Source organism: Flavobacterium sp. CG_23.5 (assembly GCF_017875765.1).
Classification (GTDB): Bacteria; Bacteroidota; Bacteroidia; order Flavobacteriales; family Flavobacteriaceae; genus Flavobacterium.
The window spans coordinates 1,090,418-1,106,734 of record NZ_JAGGNA010000001.1; the positions used below are offsets into that span (position 1 = coordinate 1,090,418).

12 protein-coding genes are annotated in these 16,317 nt (G+C 33.4%); 6 read left to right on the forward strand and 6 right to left on the reverse strand.

Annotated elements, in window-relative coordinates:
• Complete coding sequence (locus H4V97_RS04580; RefSeq protein WP_196851542.1) at positions 1-468, forward strand: hypothetical protein; 468 nt, start codon at positions 1-3, stop codon at positions 466-468.
• Between the two features lie 40 nt (positions 469-508).
• Positions 509-1,411, forward strand: coding sequence for an N-acetylmuramoyl-L-alanine amidase (locus H4V97_RS04585; RefSeq protein ID WP_196851543.1), 903 nt, complete (start codon positions 509-511; stop codon positions 1,409-1,411).
• A 199-nt stretch (positions 1,412-1,610) separates the two neighbouring features.
• On the opposite strand, the gene H4V97_RS04590 is transcribed toward H4V97_RS04585, so the two are convergent.
• On the reverse strand, positions 1,611-2,660 hold the full coding sequence (locus H4V97_RS04590) for an outer membrane beta-barrel protein (protein WP_196851544.1): 1,050 nt from the start codon (positions 2,658-2,660) through the stop codon (positions 1,611-1,613).
• A 587-nt stretch (positions 2,661-3,247) separates the two neighbouring features.
• Here H4V97_RS04590 and H4V97_RS04595 point away from each other — a divergent pair.
• From H4V97_RS04595 to H4V97_RS04610, 4 genes are all read left to right on the forward strand, one after another.
• Positions 3,248-3,529 carry a hypothetical protein gene (locus H4V97_RS04595; protein WP_196851545.1) on the forward strand — a complete coding sequence of 94 codons (282 nt, stop codon included), beginning with the start codon at positions 3,248-3,250 and terminating at the stop codon, positions 3,527-3,529.
• Positions 3,530-3,619: 90 nt separating this feature from the next.
• The gene (locus tag H4V97_RS04600; protein WP_209549072.1) at positions 3,620-5,275 is read left to right on the forward strand and encodes a SulP family inorganic anion transporter; all 1,656 of its coding nucleotides are present in this window, start codon (positions 3,620-3,622) and stop codon (positions 5,273-5,275) included.
• A gap of 80 nt (positions 5,276-5,355) precedes the next feature.
• Positions 5,356-5,991 (forward strand): carbonate dehydratase, encoded by a 636-nt coding sequence (gene can, locus H4V97_RS04605; RefSeq protein WP_209549073.1) that lies wholly within the window; start codon positions 5,356-5,358, stop codon positions 5,989-5,991.
• A 660-nt stretch (positions 5,992-6,651) separates the two neighbouring features.
• Positions 6,652-7,221 carry an aminotransferase class III-fold pyridoxal phosphate-dependent enzyme gene (locus H4V97_RS04610; protein WP_209549074.1) on the forward strand — a complete coding sequence of 190 codons (570 nt, stop codon included), beginning with the start codon at positions 6,652-6,654 and terminating at the stop codon, positions 7,219-7,221.
• 161 nt (positions 7,222-7,382) lie between these two features.
• Here the strand turns inward: H4V97_RS04610 and H4V97_RS04615 are convergent, their stop codons facing one another.
• From H4V97_RS04615 to H4V97_RS04635, 5 genes are all read right to left on the reverse strand, one after another.
• Positions 7,383-9,533, reverse strand: a complete 2,151-nt coding sequence (locus H4V97_RS04615) for an ATP-binding protein (RefSeq protein WP_209549075.1) — start codon at positions 9,531-9,533, stop codon at positions 7,383-7,385.
• A gap of 528 nt (positions 9,534-10,061) precedes the next feature.
• Complete coding sequence (locus H4V97_RS04620) at positions 10,062-11,603, reverse strand: acyl-CoA carboxylase subunit beta (RefSeq protein ID WP_209549076.1); 1,542 nt, start codon at positions 11,601-11,603, stop codon at positions 10,062-10,064.
• A 209-nt stretch (positions 11,604-11,812) separates the two neighbouring features.
• Positions 11,813-13,252 carry an acetyl-CoA carboxylase biotin carboxylase subunit gene (gene accC, locus H4V97_RS04625; protein WP_209549077.1) on the reverse strand — a complete coding sequence of 480 codons (1,440 nt, stop codon included), beginning with the start codon at positions 13,250-13,252 and terminating at the stop codon, positions 11,813-11,815.
• A 104-nt stretch (positions 13,253-13,356) separates the two neighbouring features.
• Positions 13,357-13,842 carry an acetyl-CoA carboxylase biotin carboxyl carrier protein subunit gene (locus tag H4V97_RS04630; RefSeq protein ID WP_209549078.1) on the reverse strand — a complete coding sequence of 162 codons (486 nt, stop codon included), beginning with the start codon at positions 13,840-13,842 and terminating at the stop codon, positions 13,357-13,359.
• Positions 13,843-13,949: 107 nt separating this feature from the next.
• A complete protein-coding gene (locus H4V97_RS04635; protein ID WP_209549079.1) occupies positions 13,950-16,145 on the reverse strand; it encodes a B12-binding domain-containing radical SAM protein in 2,196 nt (731 codons plus the stop codon).
• Positions 16,146-16,317: the final 172 nt, after the last annotated feature.

Here is a 16,317-nt window from a genome sequence, read left to right on the forward strand (position 1 = left end):
ATGAAAGCATTCCAAATACTTGTGACCTGCGCAGTACTATTATTTTCTATCAACACGATTTCGGCACAATATGGCGGTAACGGTTATAATAATGGATATGGCGGTGGTTATGGAAATGGGCGTAATCAAATGAATAGCGGAATGAGTCATGATTCTAGCAGAGATAAACCAAGAGAAATTCCAGTTGAAGAAACCGTTGGGAAAATAATGAGTAAACTTAAACCGGCTATTGATCTTGATGAACTTCAGGAAATTGCAATCTCGAACATTTTTACCGAAAGTATAAAGTCTGAAACTGCAATAATAAAAGGACAAACTAGTCAAGATGACAAAATCAAAGAATTTCAAGCCCTGTCGGAAGTGACAGATAGAAAAGTAAAGGAACTATTAAATAGCGATCAAAAAGAAAAATACATCGCTTTTATCGAAGAAAGCAAAAATCCAAAAAAATCCAAAAAAAATAAATAATTCGTTCTTTGCAACGTCAAAAATGTAATCATAAATAAGCATGAGGAATTCTTTTTATTACTTAATTTTAGCTTTCATTATCACCTCTTGTGCTTCAAATCCTTATAAGGCAACTGAGAAAATATACGATAAAAAACTACATGACTTAAAAGAAACTCTTTCAAACAAAGAATCGATTTCTTTACCATTAGGTAATAATTATAAAATTACAGTTGATACCTTGTACACCAATCAATTGCACAGTGTTAAAGACTCTATTTCAAGAACAAGTCTTACAATATTAAAAAATGGTGTAAATACCGAATGGATTAGCACGGTGAATTTTAATTTAAGGAAGCCTAATTTTATCATCATTCATCATACCGCACAAGATTCAATACAGCAAACGATAAAAACATTTACGCTGGCAAATACACAAGTAAGTGCGCATTATGTGATTGCAAATGACGGTCGAGTGATACAAATGTTGAATGATTATTTAAGAGCTTGGCATGCTGGTGCTGGGTCTTGGGGGAAAAATACCGATATCAATTCTGCATCAATAGGAATTGAGCTTGATAATAATGGAACAAAACCTTTCTCTGAATTACAGATAAACAGTTTATTGGCTCTTTTGACCAAATTAAAAAAGGACTATAACATTCCTGCTCAAAATATTATTGGTCATTCGGATATTGCTCCTGCCAGAAAAAAAGACCCTAGCGCTTTATTTCCTTGGAAAACTTTAGCGGAAAAAGGGTTTGGGATTTGGTCCAATGAGATATTAGAAATTGCTCCGGTCGACTTCAATGTAGAGCAAGCGCTGCGGATTATAGGTTATGACACAAAAAACCTTCCTGTAGCGATAATGGCTTTCAAATTGCATTATGTTCAAACAGATATTAATGATGTGTTAGATGATAATACTAAAAATATTATTTACTCGATCTTCAAACAACAGTAATTTTGTTTAACCAACAAAATAAGGAAAACGATTTTTTGAATATATCAAAGAATCGTTTTTTTTATTCATATCCTTCTCTGCCTATTTTCTTTATCTTAAATGCACTTTGAGTACTACAACTAATAATAAAAAAAAGCTGCCACAACATATAAAAGAATGTCATGGCAGCAAAAAAAAAATATTGTCTTATCTAATTTAATTAGAAGCTGTAAGTTGTTGCCAACAAAACATAGGCATTAGAACCTGATGGATTTGAATTGCTGTCCATAAATATATCTTTGGATGAGAGATCAACTCTAACCTCAGGAATGATTGTTAAATTTCCAACTTTGTAGTTCAATGAAAGCGTGTTACCTACGATACTAGATCCACCTAAAGTTGAAAGAGTTACGGCCGCGTCAGTTGCGTCAAAATACTCTAATCTGTATGCTAAACTAATATTGTCTTTTGCAGCATAATTGGCATATCCAATTAAAGCAAACCATTTTTCATCATTTGCACTAGTGACATCATCATTTATCAATGCATACGTTCCATTAAATCCTAAAGAAAATTTATCAGTAATCTTTTTAGATGCTACAACATCAAATTGCGTTTTATTCACTGTAGTTGCCGGATTTGAACTACCGGAAGTTGCATTAAAGTATACACTTCCTGAATCTCCCACATAAGCCACTTGTCCTATGAATGTTTTTTGCGTAGAACCAGCTTCAATCGTTGTTTTAAAATCCGTTGGATTCGTTACCCCAGCCATAAAACTAACTTTACCTGAAGTATATTGCGCTTTTACTCCAGTGTTAAAAAATGGTCCATTAGTAAAAGCGTAGGACATACTGTAGTTTTTATTATCGACAGCATCCAATAATTCATATCCGATATGCGTAGTAAAGCTACCTCCAATAACTTTAAATTTTTCCGAAAATTCGTAAGTAAAAATCAATTGCTTTATCATAAATGAACTTGCTTTATCATTGTATGTAAATTCTTTAGCTCTGTTTCCAAAACCTAAATCAACGAATACAGATCCTTTTCCTATTTTGTGAGATGCCTCTATGGAAGCCATTCCTAACTCAAATGAGTTGTGAGAATTAGTAAAACTAGTTTTTCCGTTCCCTGCTAAATTTGCAAAATCATATTTATAATACATATCAGCCGATCCTCCAAAAGTAGTAGCTGGTGCTGGTGCATCTTGTGCAAATGTTATGCTTGTCGTTAGTAAAATTACTAAAATAGTTAATGCTTTTTTCATGTTTAATTTAGTTTTAGTTATTAATCTGGTTGGGTATTATTTGGTTGAACTTTATAAAATATTCTCGTTTTACACTGGTCACTCTCTAAAATTGTAAAAAAAGTACCATAATTACTCTTTTTTTCTTGAAGTAAAACCCCTTTTCCTTTTGGCGAATTTATTAACTTTTATGCGACTTGATTAAATAATATTTACTTATTTGGTTATTTTTGAGAAGAATTATTGATAACAAAAAATCATTGTGGAATAATAAATATTTCATATTATTATCGTAATATTTTAAAAAATTCATAATTTAAATATTACGCCTTACCCCTATTTTTTTAATACAAAATATAAAAAAAATAAAAAAAAGTAGAAATTACATCTGTTTTTAAATCAAATAAAATAAACACCCCCTATTTAAATAGTGTATTTTTTAAAAATATTTTATTTCATCACACTTGTCACTATCCGTCAGAACATAAAAAATAGAAAGTTAATGTGATTCAAATTACACATTTGATGGTAGCCTAACAGATGTTAATTTTGTTTTAAATTTCATAAAATAATATTGATTTCATTTGTTAAATTCTATTTTTGCGGTAATGAAGATCGTCGCACAAATATTATTATTTATTTTTATTGCTTTTCTTTTAACACCTACAATTGTTAGTGTTATAGAGAAAAGTACCGATACTTCTATTACCTATAGTTTTTTTGAAGAAGAACAATCACACAAACAGATTAAAGCAATTTTTCATTTTGATATTGCTTATGAAATAATTCATTTATCGGAATTAACCTCAAGTCTTATTCTGTCAGAGAATTTGTCTAAGCACGATATTATTTCTTCGACTATATTTATTCCCCCGCCTGACCACCTTTAATACATTGTTAATTTTAAAATTTTAAAATTAAATTGCTCGCATTATAACAATGTGAAAAAAATCTTTGTGTTTAATTTTTAGTGAGGTATAATGACAAAAAAAATCAATCTTTTTGCTAACCTTAAATCCGATTTCGCGTCTGGTTTAGTGGTTTTTCTGGTGGCGCTACCATTGTGTTTAGGTATAGCAATGGCGTCTGGAGCACCATTATTTTCGGGAATAATTTCAGGTATTATAGGTGGAATAGTTGTGGGCTATCTGAGTAAATCACATTTAAGTGTCTCGGGTCCAGCAGCAGGTTTAACCGCTATTGTTCTTACGGCGATTACTGATTTAGGTGCATTTGATATTTTTTTAACTGCGGTTTTTATTGCGGGTTTAATCCAATTAGCGTTGGGATTTATCAAAGCGGGAACTATTTCAAATTATTTTCCAACTAATGTAATCGAAGGAATGCTGGCCGGAATTGGAATTATTATTATTCTGAAACAATTGCCGCATGCCTTTGGTTATGACAGTGATTTTGAAGGAGATCAAGCCTTTTTAGAATTAGACGGAAGCAATACATTTTCTGCATTACTGGCTGTTTCTAATTATATCCAATTGGGTTCCATTATAATAACGGTACTTTCATTACTAATTTTAATTGCCTGGGATAAGGTTCCTTTCTTAAAAAAATTAAAATTAGTACCTGGAGCTCTTATAGCAGTAGTTGTTGGTGTTGTTTTAAACGAGATTTTCACATCATCCGGAAGCTCTTTGGCTATAGCCACAGAACATTTAGTTTCATTACCAGTTCCAACGACTTTGGAAGAGTTTAAACAAATAATTGTCACCCCTAATTTTTCTGGAATTACGAATTCCAAAGTTTGGGTCGTTGCCTTTACTATAGCAATTGTTGCCTCGATTGAAACCCTATTAAGTGTTGAAGCAGCGGATAGAATGGATGTCCAGAAACGGTACACCGATACCAATGCGGAATTAAAAGCGCAAGGAATTGGAAACATGGTGAGTTCTCTATTAGGTGGTTTACCATTAACATCTGTAATTGTACGTACATCAGCAAATAGTAATTCGGGCGCCAAATCCAAAATGTCTGCCATTATCCACGGTATTTTGTTATTGGTAAGTGTTGTAACTATTCCATTAATATTGAATAAAATTCCATTGGCAACATTAGCAGCCATATTACTATTAGTAGGATACAAACTTGCTAAACCATCCATATTTAAGCACTTTTGGGAAAAAGGAAAATATCAATTTGTTCCTTTTATTGCCACATTATTGGCAGTAGTATTTACTGATTTATTAAAAGGAGTGGCTTTAGGAATTATAATTAGTATCATATTTGTTTTAAAAGGGAACCTGAAACGTGCCTATAATTTTAGAAAAGAAGAATATGCGGACGGCGATGTTATTCATATTGATTTAGCACAAGAAGTTTCTTTTTTGAATAAAGCTGCAATAAAATCTACGTTGAATGATATTCCAGAAAATTCAAAAGTAATTATAGATGCAAAAGACACTGTTTATATAGCACATGATATTTTGGATTTAATCCATGAATTCAAAACCACAAGAGGTAAAGATTATAATATTAAAGTTAAACTTAGAGGTTTTAAAAAAGCTTATCAGCTAGAAAATACTGAAGAAACGCCAAACAAAGTTACTTTTGAACATTATTATGATGCCGCTAAAAGAAAAACAGTCAAAAGAGAGATCCTTACTGAGGACTTTATTGAGTAATTAATTTTAATGAAATCACTTTTAGTAGTGCTTTTAGAACACGCAAAAATGAGATTCTCAAATTTAAAAAAAACAAAAAAATGAGCGATTTTTATAAAAAAATATTAGATAACAACAAAAAATGGGTCGAAACTTCTCTAGCCAAAGATCCCAATTATTTTGAAGATTTAGCTAAGGGACAAACACCCCCATTATTGTGGATTGGATGTTCAGACAGTAGAGTTCCTGCTAATGAAATTGTAGGGGCTAAACCAGGCGAAGTATTTGTACATAGGAATATTGCCAATATGGTAGTGCATAGTGATATGAATATGTTGAGTGTATTAGATTATGCTGTAAATGTTTTGAAAGTAAAACATGTGCTTGTTTGCGGTCATTATGGTTGTGGAGGTGTAAAGGCCGCCATGGGAAATGATTCAATTGGAATCATAGATAATTGGATTCGACATATAAAAGATGTTTATCGTTTACACGACGAATACTTAAATTCAATTACTGATGAGACGGAACGCTTCAATGCTTTTGTTGAAATTAATGTAAAAGAACAAGTTTTCGATTTAGCTAAAACATCAATTGTTCAAGCAGCATGGAGAAACGGGCAAGATTTAACACTTCATGGTTGGGTTTATGGACTGAATTCTGGATTTGTAACTGATTTAAATGTGAATATAAGTTCAGAGAAAGATTTAGACGAAGTATATCAGTTGAGATTCTAAAAAAAAAATCGCCTTCGGGCGATTTTTTTTATTATTAAACCAGACTACCAAAAAAAAAATAAACAATAATTTAATATGCAATATTTGATTGTAAACTTCATACTGCTTGAAATAAAGATTATAATTGTTTTTGTTAAATTACTGGCTGCAGCAAATTTCTGTATACTAAAATTGTTATTTGTATTTCTTGCAAAAATTGGTACGCTATAATTTTTTGATACTTCTATTTCTATAGCAATTTAAAGCCCAACATAGAAAATTTAAAGCCTGCTTAGCCACTTGCATAAACATCATTAACCTCCATTAATAACTAATACTTCAACAAATGGTCTGCTATTAACTTTGTTTTCTATTCGATAATTGTTGATTTCATATTCATAATTTTTTTTATTCAAATCTCAGACTACTCTCCTCCATAGCCTGACTTTTTTGTTCCTTCAAAACGAATCCTAGAATCCGATTGTGCTGATGAGTTTATAAAAATATTTCCCGCTTCATTTTTTCTGTCTAAATGTTGGCGTTTTCACAATCTTCCGCCTAAATACCAAACGAAGAAACTCGATTAAAATGGAGCTTGGATTCGGTAGAAAGAATCATTCGTTATGAAGGTGGACATACTATTGCTGCCTTTATTTTTGAAGGCGAAAGCGGTTCGTCAGGTTGCTTACATTATCCAAATGGATACTTGAAGGGCATCAAAACCTTATTCGAAAATACGATATTTTGTTTATTGCCGATGAAGTGATGAGCGGCTTTGGAAGAACGGGAAAGTGGTTCGGTTTTGAGCATAGTGATATCATTCCGGATATGATTTGCATGGCAAAAGGTTTGACTTCCTCTTATCTTCCTCTGGGCTGTCCGATGGTTTCAGATAAAATCGCCGCAAAATATGGCGATTCTCCTTTATGGATTGGCTTAACATACAACCCACATCCGGTAGCGTTAGCCGCTTCATCGGCGGTAGTAAACATTTATGAAACTGATAATCTAATTGCAAACACCAATAAAATAGGTGCTTTTATGGAAAAGAGAATCAACGAATTGCGTACCCAACATCCATCAATGGGCGATTTTAGAACTAAAGGATTATTGGGATGTTTAGATGTTATAAAAAGCCGAAAACCGTATGAATTAATGGCACCTTTCAATGCCAGCGCAAGTGAAATGGAAATCATGAACAAAGTGGGTGCCAAATTGAGAGAATTAGGACTGTACACCTTTGTTCGTTAGGGTTACATCTTTATTGCTCCGCCATTATTGATTAATGAAACTCAAATAGACGAAAGTTTAGCCATTATTTCTGAAGCGTTAAAAATAGCCGACGAATATGTAAATTAGAATATTTATTGTTATAAGAAAGAGCTGTCACCTTCAAACAACGCTTTCTTATCTCAGTTTTTATTAAAATCTGTTAACATTTTTTTTAGTTTATTTTTTTCTTTTACTTTAAAAAAACCATCTAATAATTCAAATATTTTTTCTTTATTTAAAGGTTTCGTAATATAATTTTTAAACCCTAAATTCAGTATCATTTCTTTATCTTCGGCTGATGAATATGCCGTTTGAGCTATTACAATTAAATCTGGATTCGTTTTTTTTATAATTTTAAAAGCATCCAATCCATTCATTACCGGCATTTTTACATCCATAAAAACCAAATCAATATCGGTATTTACCCTACAAATATCGACGGCTTCTTGACCATTTTTGGCTCGAAGAATTGTATAATTTCTTAATTGCAAAATTTTCTTTAATAACAAGAAATTTATATTATCGTCCTCCGCAATCAAAATTGTCTCATTTCCTAAATTATGATGAAAACTGTTAGTCGTTTTAACCTTGATTTTCTTTTCTGATTCATCAAAAACTAAAGGTATTTTAAATCGAAAAATTGAACCTTTCCCAAATGAAGAGTTTACGGTAATTGAACCTCCTAACATTTCAATATAAGCTTTAGAAATAGCCAAGCCTAAGCCTAAGCCACTTGAGTCGGCATGAAACTGATCTTCAACCCTTAAAAACCGATTAAAAATTACTTTGAGATTTTTTTCGTCAATTCCTCTTCCGGTATCTTTAACCATGAAAGTAACGGTTCCGTCATTATCATTTACCGCATAACCAAAGGAAATGGAACCTTCATCTGTAAATTTAATTGCATTTGCTATCAAATTTACAAGAATTTGCTTTAACTTAGTTTCATCTGTAAGTAAATACTTTTCAATTGGATTGGAACATTCAATAATATGAAAATCAATCTGTTTTTCTTTTGGAATGGTGACTTTGATTGTTTCATATAATTCCCGAATGCATTTATTGAGGTTGATACCCTTATATTTTGGCTTAATTTGATGTGCATCAATTTTAGACATTTCAATAAGATCCTCAATAATAGAAACCAGATTATTACCGCTTTTATTAATAATTTTCAAATATTCTGATTTTTCATTTTCATTTAAATCAGGATTGCTTAACAAATCACTAAAACCAATGATTGCGTTCATTGGTGTTCTAATTTCGTGTGATAAATTAGCTAAAAAAGAAGACTTGAGCTTATCGCTTTCCTCCGCTTTATGTTTAGAAATTTCCAATTGCTTTCTTTGATTACTATTTTCTTCAAAAAGATTCCCAATATATCCAAACTCCCCTTTTATTCTTTTCAGACTAGCAATAGCAGATCGACTTCCTGTTTCCAAAATACTCGTTATCAATTTCAAAGGATTGTAAACCCAGCGCTTGGTGTAATAAAGACAAATTAAAATATTAAATATCGAAGCAATTATAACTATGAAAAGAATCTCTTTCGTATTTTTAAAATTCAGATTAAAAACTCTTTTAAAAGTTAATTTTGAAACCTCTTTATTATTCCAATCCTTCAAACCTAAATTTATAGTAACTGCATCTTTTGCAACAGGACTTATGTAACTATTTTCTGTTAGACTTACCTTGGAACTACTAATTTGGTCAAGTTTCTCAAAAAAATCTTTATCTAAAAGCCTAGCCATAAAGAAATAACCAGAAGGATTTGACTTATTTTTTTTTGGATCGTTTGAAGGATGAATTGTTCCGCCAAAAACTTCCACAATTCCTTCTGGAATTTTCATATAAAACCGAGTGAGTTTAGACTTATAAAGTTTTAGCATCACCTCTTTCGGAATAAAATTAATTGTTTTAATCTTCGTCGATTTCGTTTTATTAATCAATTGGTTGCTTAAATCATATACCCCAACATAATCCATTTTATAAGTTTCAAATTGGCTTGCCACATTCTTATTATACCACTTTTTATCTTTTGTTTTAGTAAATTTAACCAATCCGTCCCAAAATGTAACATCAATAATTGTAGCTGTGGGTGTTTCCGAATTAAGTTTGAAAAGTGAATTAACTTCATTTTCATACTGATTAAATGTTCTTTTATAAAATTGCTTTTCTTCTTTAATGGTGTAAAGATAAAGTGAAACATAAAGTAACAAAAAGAATAAACTTGTAGAAACAATCAGTAATAAAAGCTTATAGTAGGTATTAATAGTACCGATTTTTTTCATAATACAAGGTGGTATTTGGGGAACTAAATGCATTTAACCTATTTCTTTTAATAAAAATTAATTGTTTATATTAAAATAATATGTTAAATTACTGGCGCAAGTTAATCTTTTTAATTCAAAAAATATAAACTTGTTTATAAAGCTTTATTTTCTGCAAAACCGCTACTTTTTAATTAGTCAATATCATCTTTTTCATCTTGATTAATACAATGCTAACTTCAACGCAGGCGCAGAAACTTTAATGGCGCCATCGAAGAATCTCAAAATAAAAATCTCAAAAAAATATTTGAAATTGAAAGAAAAAGTAAATTTGAATGAAGGCTGATTCTTGCAAAAATAAATTAATGGATTTGAAGTTCTATCTTGAAAAATGCAATTTTAAAAATGGTATTAAAAATAGTCTTTGTATACGTTATAATAAATTAAACTATCAAGAAACCGTTGAAGAAAAAAAAAGTAAAGTCTAAAAAATAAAACTACAAAAAAACCAGCCTTTTCAGCTGGTTTCTGCATTTTTATACTAAAATACTACAAAGGAATATTTCCGTGTTTTCTTTTAGGAGTTACACTTTCTTTATTTTCGAGCATACTGAAAGCTTTTATCAATTTGCGTCTCGTGTCTTGCGGTAAGATTACTTCATCAACAAAACCACGTTGGGCTGCTGTGTATGGATTAGCAAACAAATCGGCATATTCGGCTTCTTTTTCCAATAGTTTGGCTTCGTGATCTTCGGCTTCGTTGATTTCTTTTTTGAAGATAATTTCACTGGCTCCTTTCGCCCCCATTACAGCAATTTCAGCAGTTGGCCAGGCAAAATTCATGTCGGCACCAATGTGTTTCGAGTTCATAACATCATAGGCACCACCATAGGCTTTACGAGTAATAACGGTAACTCTTGGCACCGTCGCTTCGCTCAAAGCATATAATAATTTGGCACCATGTACGATAATTCCATTCCATTCTTGATCCGTTCCTGGTAAAAAACCTGGCACATCTACCAAAACCAACAATGGTATATTAAAGGCATCGCAAAAACGGGTAAATCTTGCCGCTTTAATCGAACTTTTTACGTCCAAACAACCTGCTAAAAACATTGGTTGATTGGCTACAATTCCAATGCTTCTTCCTCCCAGTCTGGCAAAACCCACAAGGATATTTTCGGCATAGTTTTTATGAATTTCGAAAAACGAATCTTCATCAATAATCCCACCAATGACGCTAAGCATATCATAAGGTTTATTTGGATTATCAGGAATAATATTCGATAATTGCTCCCGTACCTCATCACCTAATTCATAAGGCAAATTGTGTGGCGTTTCTTTATTGCTTTGTGGCAAATAGCTCAACAATCGTTTTAAATCTTCTAAACATTCCACATCATTTGTCGAAGTACAATGAGCCACACCAGACTTGGTAGAATGTGTGCTTGCTCCACCTAGTTCCTCCGAGGTTACGGTTTCATTGGTTACGGTTTTCACCACATTCGGACCGGTTACAAACATGTAACTGGTGTCTTCGACCATCATCGTAAAATCAGTCATCGCAGGAGAATAAACGGCTCCACCGGCGCAGGGTCCCATGATAGCTGAAATTTGTGGAATCACTCCCGAAGCTTGTACGTTTTTAAAGAAAATATCAGCATAACCGCCCAGTGAACGAACCCCTTCTTGAATACGTGCTCCACCAGAATCGTTTAATCCAATCATTGGCGCACCCATTTTGACTGCCATATCCATTATTTTACAGATTTTTTCAGCATGCGTTTCCGACAAAGAACCTCCAAAAACAGTAAAATCCTGAGCGAAAATGTAAACCAATCTACCGTTTATGGTTCCATATCCTGTGATTACACCGTCTCCATAATACAACTCTTTATCCATACCAAAATCAGAGGTACGGTGTGTAACTAACATCCCTATTTCTTCAAAAGAGCCTTCGTCCATCAAATACTCAACCCGTTCTCTGGCAGTTAATTTTTTGTTGGAATGTTGCTTTTCAATACGTTTTTTACCGCCACCCAAATGAGCTTCGGCAATTTTATTGTTTAATACTTTTATTTTAGACTCCATCTGTTGTCATTTATTATTTTCTGGATTAAGTAAAGTAATTTAAAAAAACGAAACACATAGATACATAGATTTTAACCCTTTAGAATAAAGACGTTTCACTTATTCATAGACTTCATAAGCTATGTGGAAAAATAATTTTCTATCTATCTTTTTTTACAAACATTTTAAGACTAGCTTTTTCTATGTTTCTATGTGGTAAGATTTTATCATTAAATTGGTAAGCGTACGATTTTTTGATCTTCAAAATACTGTTTCATAGCCACGAGAGCTGCGATTTCGGCTTCTTTAGCCATTTGGTTTTTCAACACATCCGCATTGTAATATTTTTTTACAAAATGAGTATCGAAATTTCCGGAGCGAAAAGCTTCATGTTCAAAAACGAATTTCCCGAAAGGCAACGTCGTTTGCACCCCTTCGACATGGTAACCATCAATCGCTTTGATCATCAACTGAATCGCTTCTTCACGAGTTTCTCCATACGTGATAAGTTTGGCCAACATTGGATCATAATAAATAGGAATATCCATGCCTTGTTCAAAACCGTTATCGACACGAATATTTTCGCCCACAGGCAATTGATATACATCTAAATGACCTACACTTGGTAAAAAATCATTCATTGGGTCTTCGGCATAGACTCTCAATTCTAAAGCGTGTCCTTTGATTTGTAAATCTTCCTGTTTAATGATTAATTCCTCACCTCTGGCCACTCTGATTTGCAATTCAACTAAATCGGTTCCTGTAATCCATTCCGTAACGGGATGTTCTACTTGCAATCGCGTATTCATTTCAAGGAAATAGAAATTATTATTTTCATCCAATAAAAATTCTACCGTTCCCGCTCCTAAATAATCACATGATTTGGCAACCAAAACAGCTGCTTCACCCATTTTTTTTCGCAATTCCGGCGTTAAAACCGAAGATGGCGCTTCTTCAATCACTTTTTGATGACGACGCTGGATGCTGCATTCTCTTTCGAATAAATACAAAATATTTCCGTGACTGTCTGCCATCACTTGAATTTCTATATGTCGCGGTGAAGCCACATATTTTTCAATAAAAACAGAACCATCACCAAAAGCAGCAATTGCTTCGCTAATCGCTCGGTTCATTTGAGATTCAAAATCACTTTCGCTTTCTACCACACGCATTCCTTTTCCACCACCACCTGCCGAGGCTTTAATTAGAATAGGAAAACCAATTGCTTTTGCAGCTAACTTTGCTTTTTCAATATCCGTAATCGCTTCGTCTACACCGGGAACCATTGGAATATTATATTCCTTAACCGCATCTTTAGCCGCTAATTTACTTCCCATAACTCTAATGGCTCTCGATTTAGGACCAATAAATATGATGCTGTTTTTTTCACACTCTTCGGCAAAATCAGCATTTTCGCTCAAAAATCCATAACCCGGATGAATCGCGTCCACATTTAAGGATTTGGCTACTTCTATAATTTTGCTTCCTAATAAATACGATTGACTCGAAGGTGCTTCTCCAATCCAAACCGCTTCATCGGCAAATTTTACGTGAGGTGCATTTCGATCAGCTGTCGAATAAACTGCAACCGTTTTAATGCCCATTTTTTGTGCGGTTTTCATCACCCTGATGGCAATTTCCCCTCTATTGGCAACTAATAATTTTTTCATTTTTTATTTTTTAACCGCAGATTCGCTAATTTTTAATGCTATTACAATCAATTGCTTTGAATAATTTACCATTCATTTTTAAATTGCGAATTATCGGTATTTTATTATTCGAATTCAATTAACAACTGTCCTTTATCTACTGCATCTCCCATAGCAACCGAAATCGATTTGATAACGCCATCACGCGGAGAAAGGAAACTATTTTCCATTTTCATAGCCCCAAGAATGATTAAATTGTCGTTTTCTTTTACTTCTTGACCCACCACAACACTAATTTCCAGAATTAGTCCAGGCATAGGTGCTTTAATGAAGTTTACTTGTTTGGTGAGTCCAACTTCAAATCCCATTTCCTTGATAAGAATATCCAATGGATTTGAAATCACTACAGTGTAGCTGTTGTTGTTTACCTTAACGGTATAGCTTTTTTGATTGAAATCAGAAGTTACGATCTCCGCTTTATAAGGTGTATTTTCATGCAGTATATGAAATTTATTTGTTTCCACCGATACCGCATCTAGTTGTGAAACACTCTTCTTTTCAACATCAAAATGAAAAGTGTCATTTACATTTACTTTATAACCAATACTCATAAGTATATTTTTTATTGGTTGTAAAAATAAGTAAAGAAAACGTTTGCGTAAATGAAAAACAGAAGTTTTATGCTAATTTGATATAGTTATACAAGAAATAAATTCTTTTACAATACTAATAACCCAAATTCACGCAATGTTTTAATTGGTTTTGAATACCAAAATAATTCAAAATCTTCGAGATGAGTTTCAAAATCGGATTTAATTTCTTGAAAAGTATAAATTTTAGCATTGGAAACGGAGATTTTCAGAAGCATTTCTACCAGCCATTCTCCTTCATTTTTATTGGTTTGAATACTGAAACTTTCTTTCTTAACGTGAAAAGTCAACGTCATTAACTCCCAAGAATTCCCTTTTTTGGATTTTGTAAAATGTTCGATACCAGGCTTCCCTCCTAACCAAACTATTTTGGCGGTGGGTTTAATTGTAAAATCGCTTTCTTCCTGCAAAGCATCAAATATAAAATCGGGTGAGATTTTAGTTTTTGGAATTTTGAAGTCAAACCAATCCTGTAATTCGTAATCAAAACAGATTCCGTGCATGAAATTAAACAAGGATTTCTTGAGTCCAAAACTGAATTTATCGTGGTCGATTCCTGTTGAATCCGTATAATTAATATCGTTATTGGCAAATGTACCAATGGTTTCCGTTTCTTTTACCACTCCAAATTTCTCCGGATACATCCCAACAGGACTATGCGCTGTCATGGCAAATTGATGCCAAAATCCAGATTGCAATACGCCAACTTCAAATAGTTGTCGGACCATTTCAAGACTGTCCACCGTTTCCTGAATCGTTTGGGTAGGATAACCGTACATTAAATACGCATGAACCATTACACCCGCTTCGGTGAAATTCCGTGTAACTTTCGCCACTTGTTCTACCGTTACGCCCTTGTCTATGAGTTTTAATAATCTATCCGAAGCGACTTCCAAACCTCCTGAAACGGCAATGCATCCAGAAGCTTTCAGCAACAGACACAAATCTTTGGTAAAGCTTTTTTCGAATCGAATGTTTGTCCACCAAGTCACCGCTAAATTTCTTCGAAGAATTTCCAAAGCCAATGCGCGCATCAATGCCGGCGGTGCCGCTTCATCAACATAATGAAAACCATTCTGGCCTGTTTTCGCTATCATTTCTTCCATTCGGTCACACAATAAATTGGCGGCAACGGGTTCATAGATTTTGATATAATCCAAAGAAATATCACAAAATGTACATTTTCCCCAATAACAACCGTGCGCCATGGTTAGTTTATTCCAACGGCCATCGCTCCACATACGATGCATGGGATTCACAATTTCGATAACCGAAATATATTTATCCAAAGGCAAATCCGAGTAATCAGGAGTTCCAACTTGGGATTGCTTGTAATCTGGTTTTGTTGAATTGTTTTTGTACACCACTTTTCCATCTTCTAGCAGAAATGTTCTTTTGAAACAATAGTGAGCTGGATTTTCTACATTCGATATTAATTCTTCCACAGGCACTTCGCCATCATCCAAAGTGATAAAATCAAAAAACTCAAAAACACGCGCATCAGAAAGCGAACGCAATTCGGTACTTGGAAAACCGCCTCCCATTGAAATTTTAACATGCGGATGATTCTTCTTCACCCATTGCGCGGATCGAAACGCCGCATATAAATTCCCTGGAAACGGAACCGAAATCAAGAATAGTGTTGGTTGAACTGTTTCTATTCGCTCTTTCAAAATTGAAATCAGAATATCATCTATATAAGTAGTTTCCTGTTGCAAAGCTTCGTATAACTCGTCAAAAGAATTCGCACTGCGACCCAAACGTTCCGCGTAGCGGCTGAATCCAAAATTGGCATCGATACATTCCACAATAAAATCAGAGATATCTTCAAGGTATAAAGTAGACAAGTGTTTCGCTTTGTCCTGTGTTCCCATGGTTCCGAATGCCCAATCCAATTCTTCCAATTGTGCAAAACGAGACGCTTCGGGCAAGAAATCTTCCTGACATATTTGCAGCGCCAAGGTTGGATTTTTGCCTTGTAAAAATGCAATTACGGGATTGATGGTTTTAATGTATTCCTCTTGAAGTGCAACAATTCGCTTCGAATTATCTGAAAGTTCGCTTTTAAACTTTAAACCTGAAACTTTAAACAAATCAATAAGTCCTTCTTTCGAAAACAATTTCAAAATCACTTCAATCCCTAAATCTGCTTGCACCGATTCAATGCCTTTAGTATTCAGAAACCCTTTGATATAGGCGGTTGCCGGATACGGCGTATTCAGTTGGGTAAAAGGAGGCGTGATGAGAAAAAGTTTGGTTTTCAAAAGATATTGTTTTGTGCAAAAATAAGGGTTATTTGTATAGTTTTCACAAAAATAAAAGGCTAGGTTGCTAATCACTATTCCGTTTTAAATACTAATGGTAATGCTTTTTGATATTGTATAATTTGTAAAAAATAAATTACATTTGTTTAAACTCAGATTAAGATTTTTCACC

What these genes read in the sequence shown, in the direction of transcription:
- H4V97_RS04580 (WP_196851542.1), top strand. Translation starts at nt 1, where the DNA reads ATGAAAGCATTCCAAATACTTGTGACCTGCGCAGTACTATTATTTTCT.
- H4V97_RS04585 (WP_196851543.1), top strand. Translation starts at nt 509, where the DNA reads ATGAGGAATTCTTTTTATTACTTAATTTTAGCTTTCATTATCACCTCT.
- H4V97_RS04590 (WP_196851544.1), bottom strand. Translation starts at nt 2,660, where the DNA reads ATGAAAAAAGCATTAACTATTTTAGTAATTTTACTAACGACAAGCATA.
- H4V97_RS04595 (WP_196851545.1), top strand. Translation starts at nt 3,248, where the DNA reads ATGAAGATCGTCGCACAAATATTATTATTTATTTTTATTGCTTTTCTT.
- H4V97_RS04600 (WP_209549072.1), top strand. Translation starts at nt 3,620, where the DNA reads ATGACAAAAAAAATCAATCTTTTTGCTAACCTTAAATCCGATTTCGCG.
- can (WP_209549073.1), top strand. Translation starts at nt 5,356, where the DNA reads ATGAGCGATTTTTATAAAAAAATATTAGATAACAACAAAAAATGGGTC.
- H4V97_RS04615 (WP_209549075.1), bottom strand. Translation starts at nt 9,533, where the DNA reads ATGAAAAAAATCGGTACTATTAATACCTACTATAAGCTTTTATTACTG.
- H4V97_RS04620 (WP_209549076.1), bottom strand. Translation starts at nt 11,603, where the DNA reads ATGGAGTCTAAAATAAAAGTATTAAACAATAAAATTGCCGAAGCTCAT.
- accC (WP_209549077.1), bottom strand. Translation starts at nt 13,252, where the DNA reads ATGAAAAAATTATTAGTTGCCAATAGAGGGGAAATTGCCATCAGGGTG.
- H4V97_RS04630 (WP_209549078.1), bottom strand. Translation starts at nt 13,842, where the DNA reads ATGAGTATTGGTTATAAAGTAAATGTAAATGACACTTTTCATTTTGAT.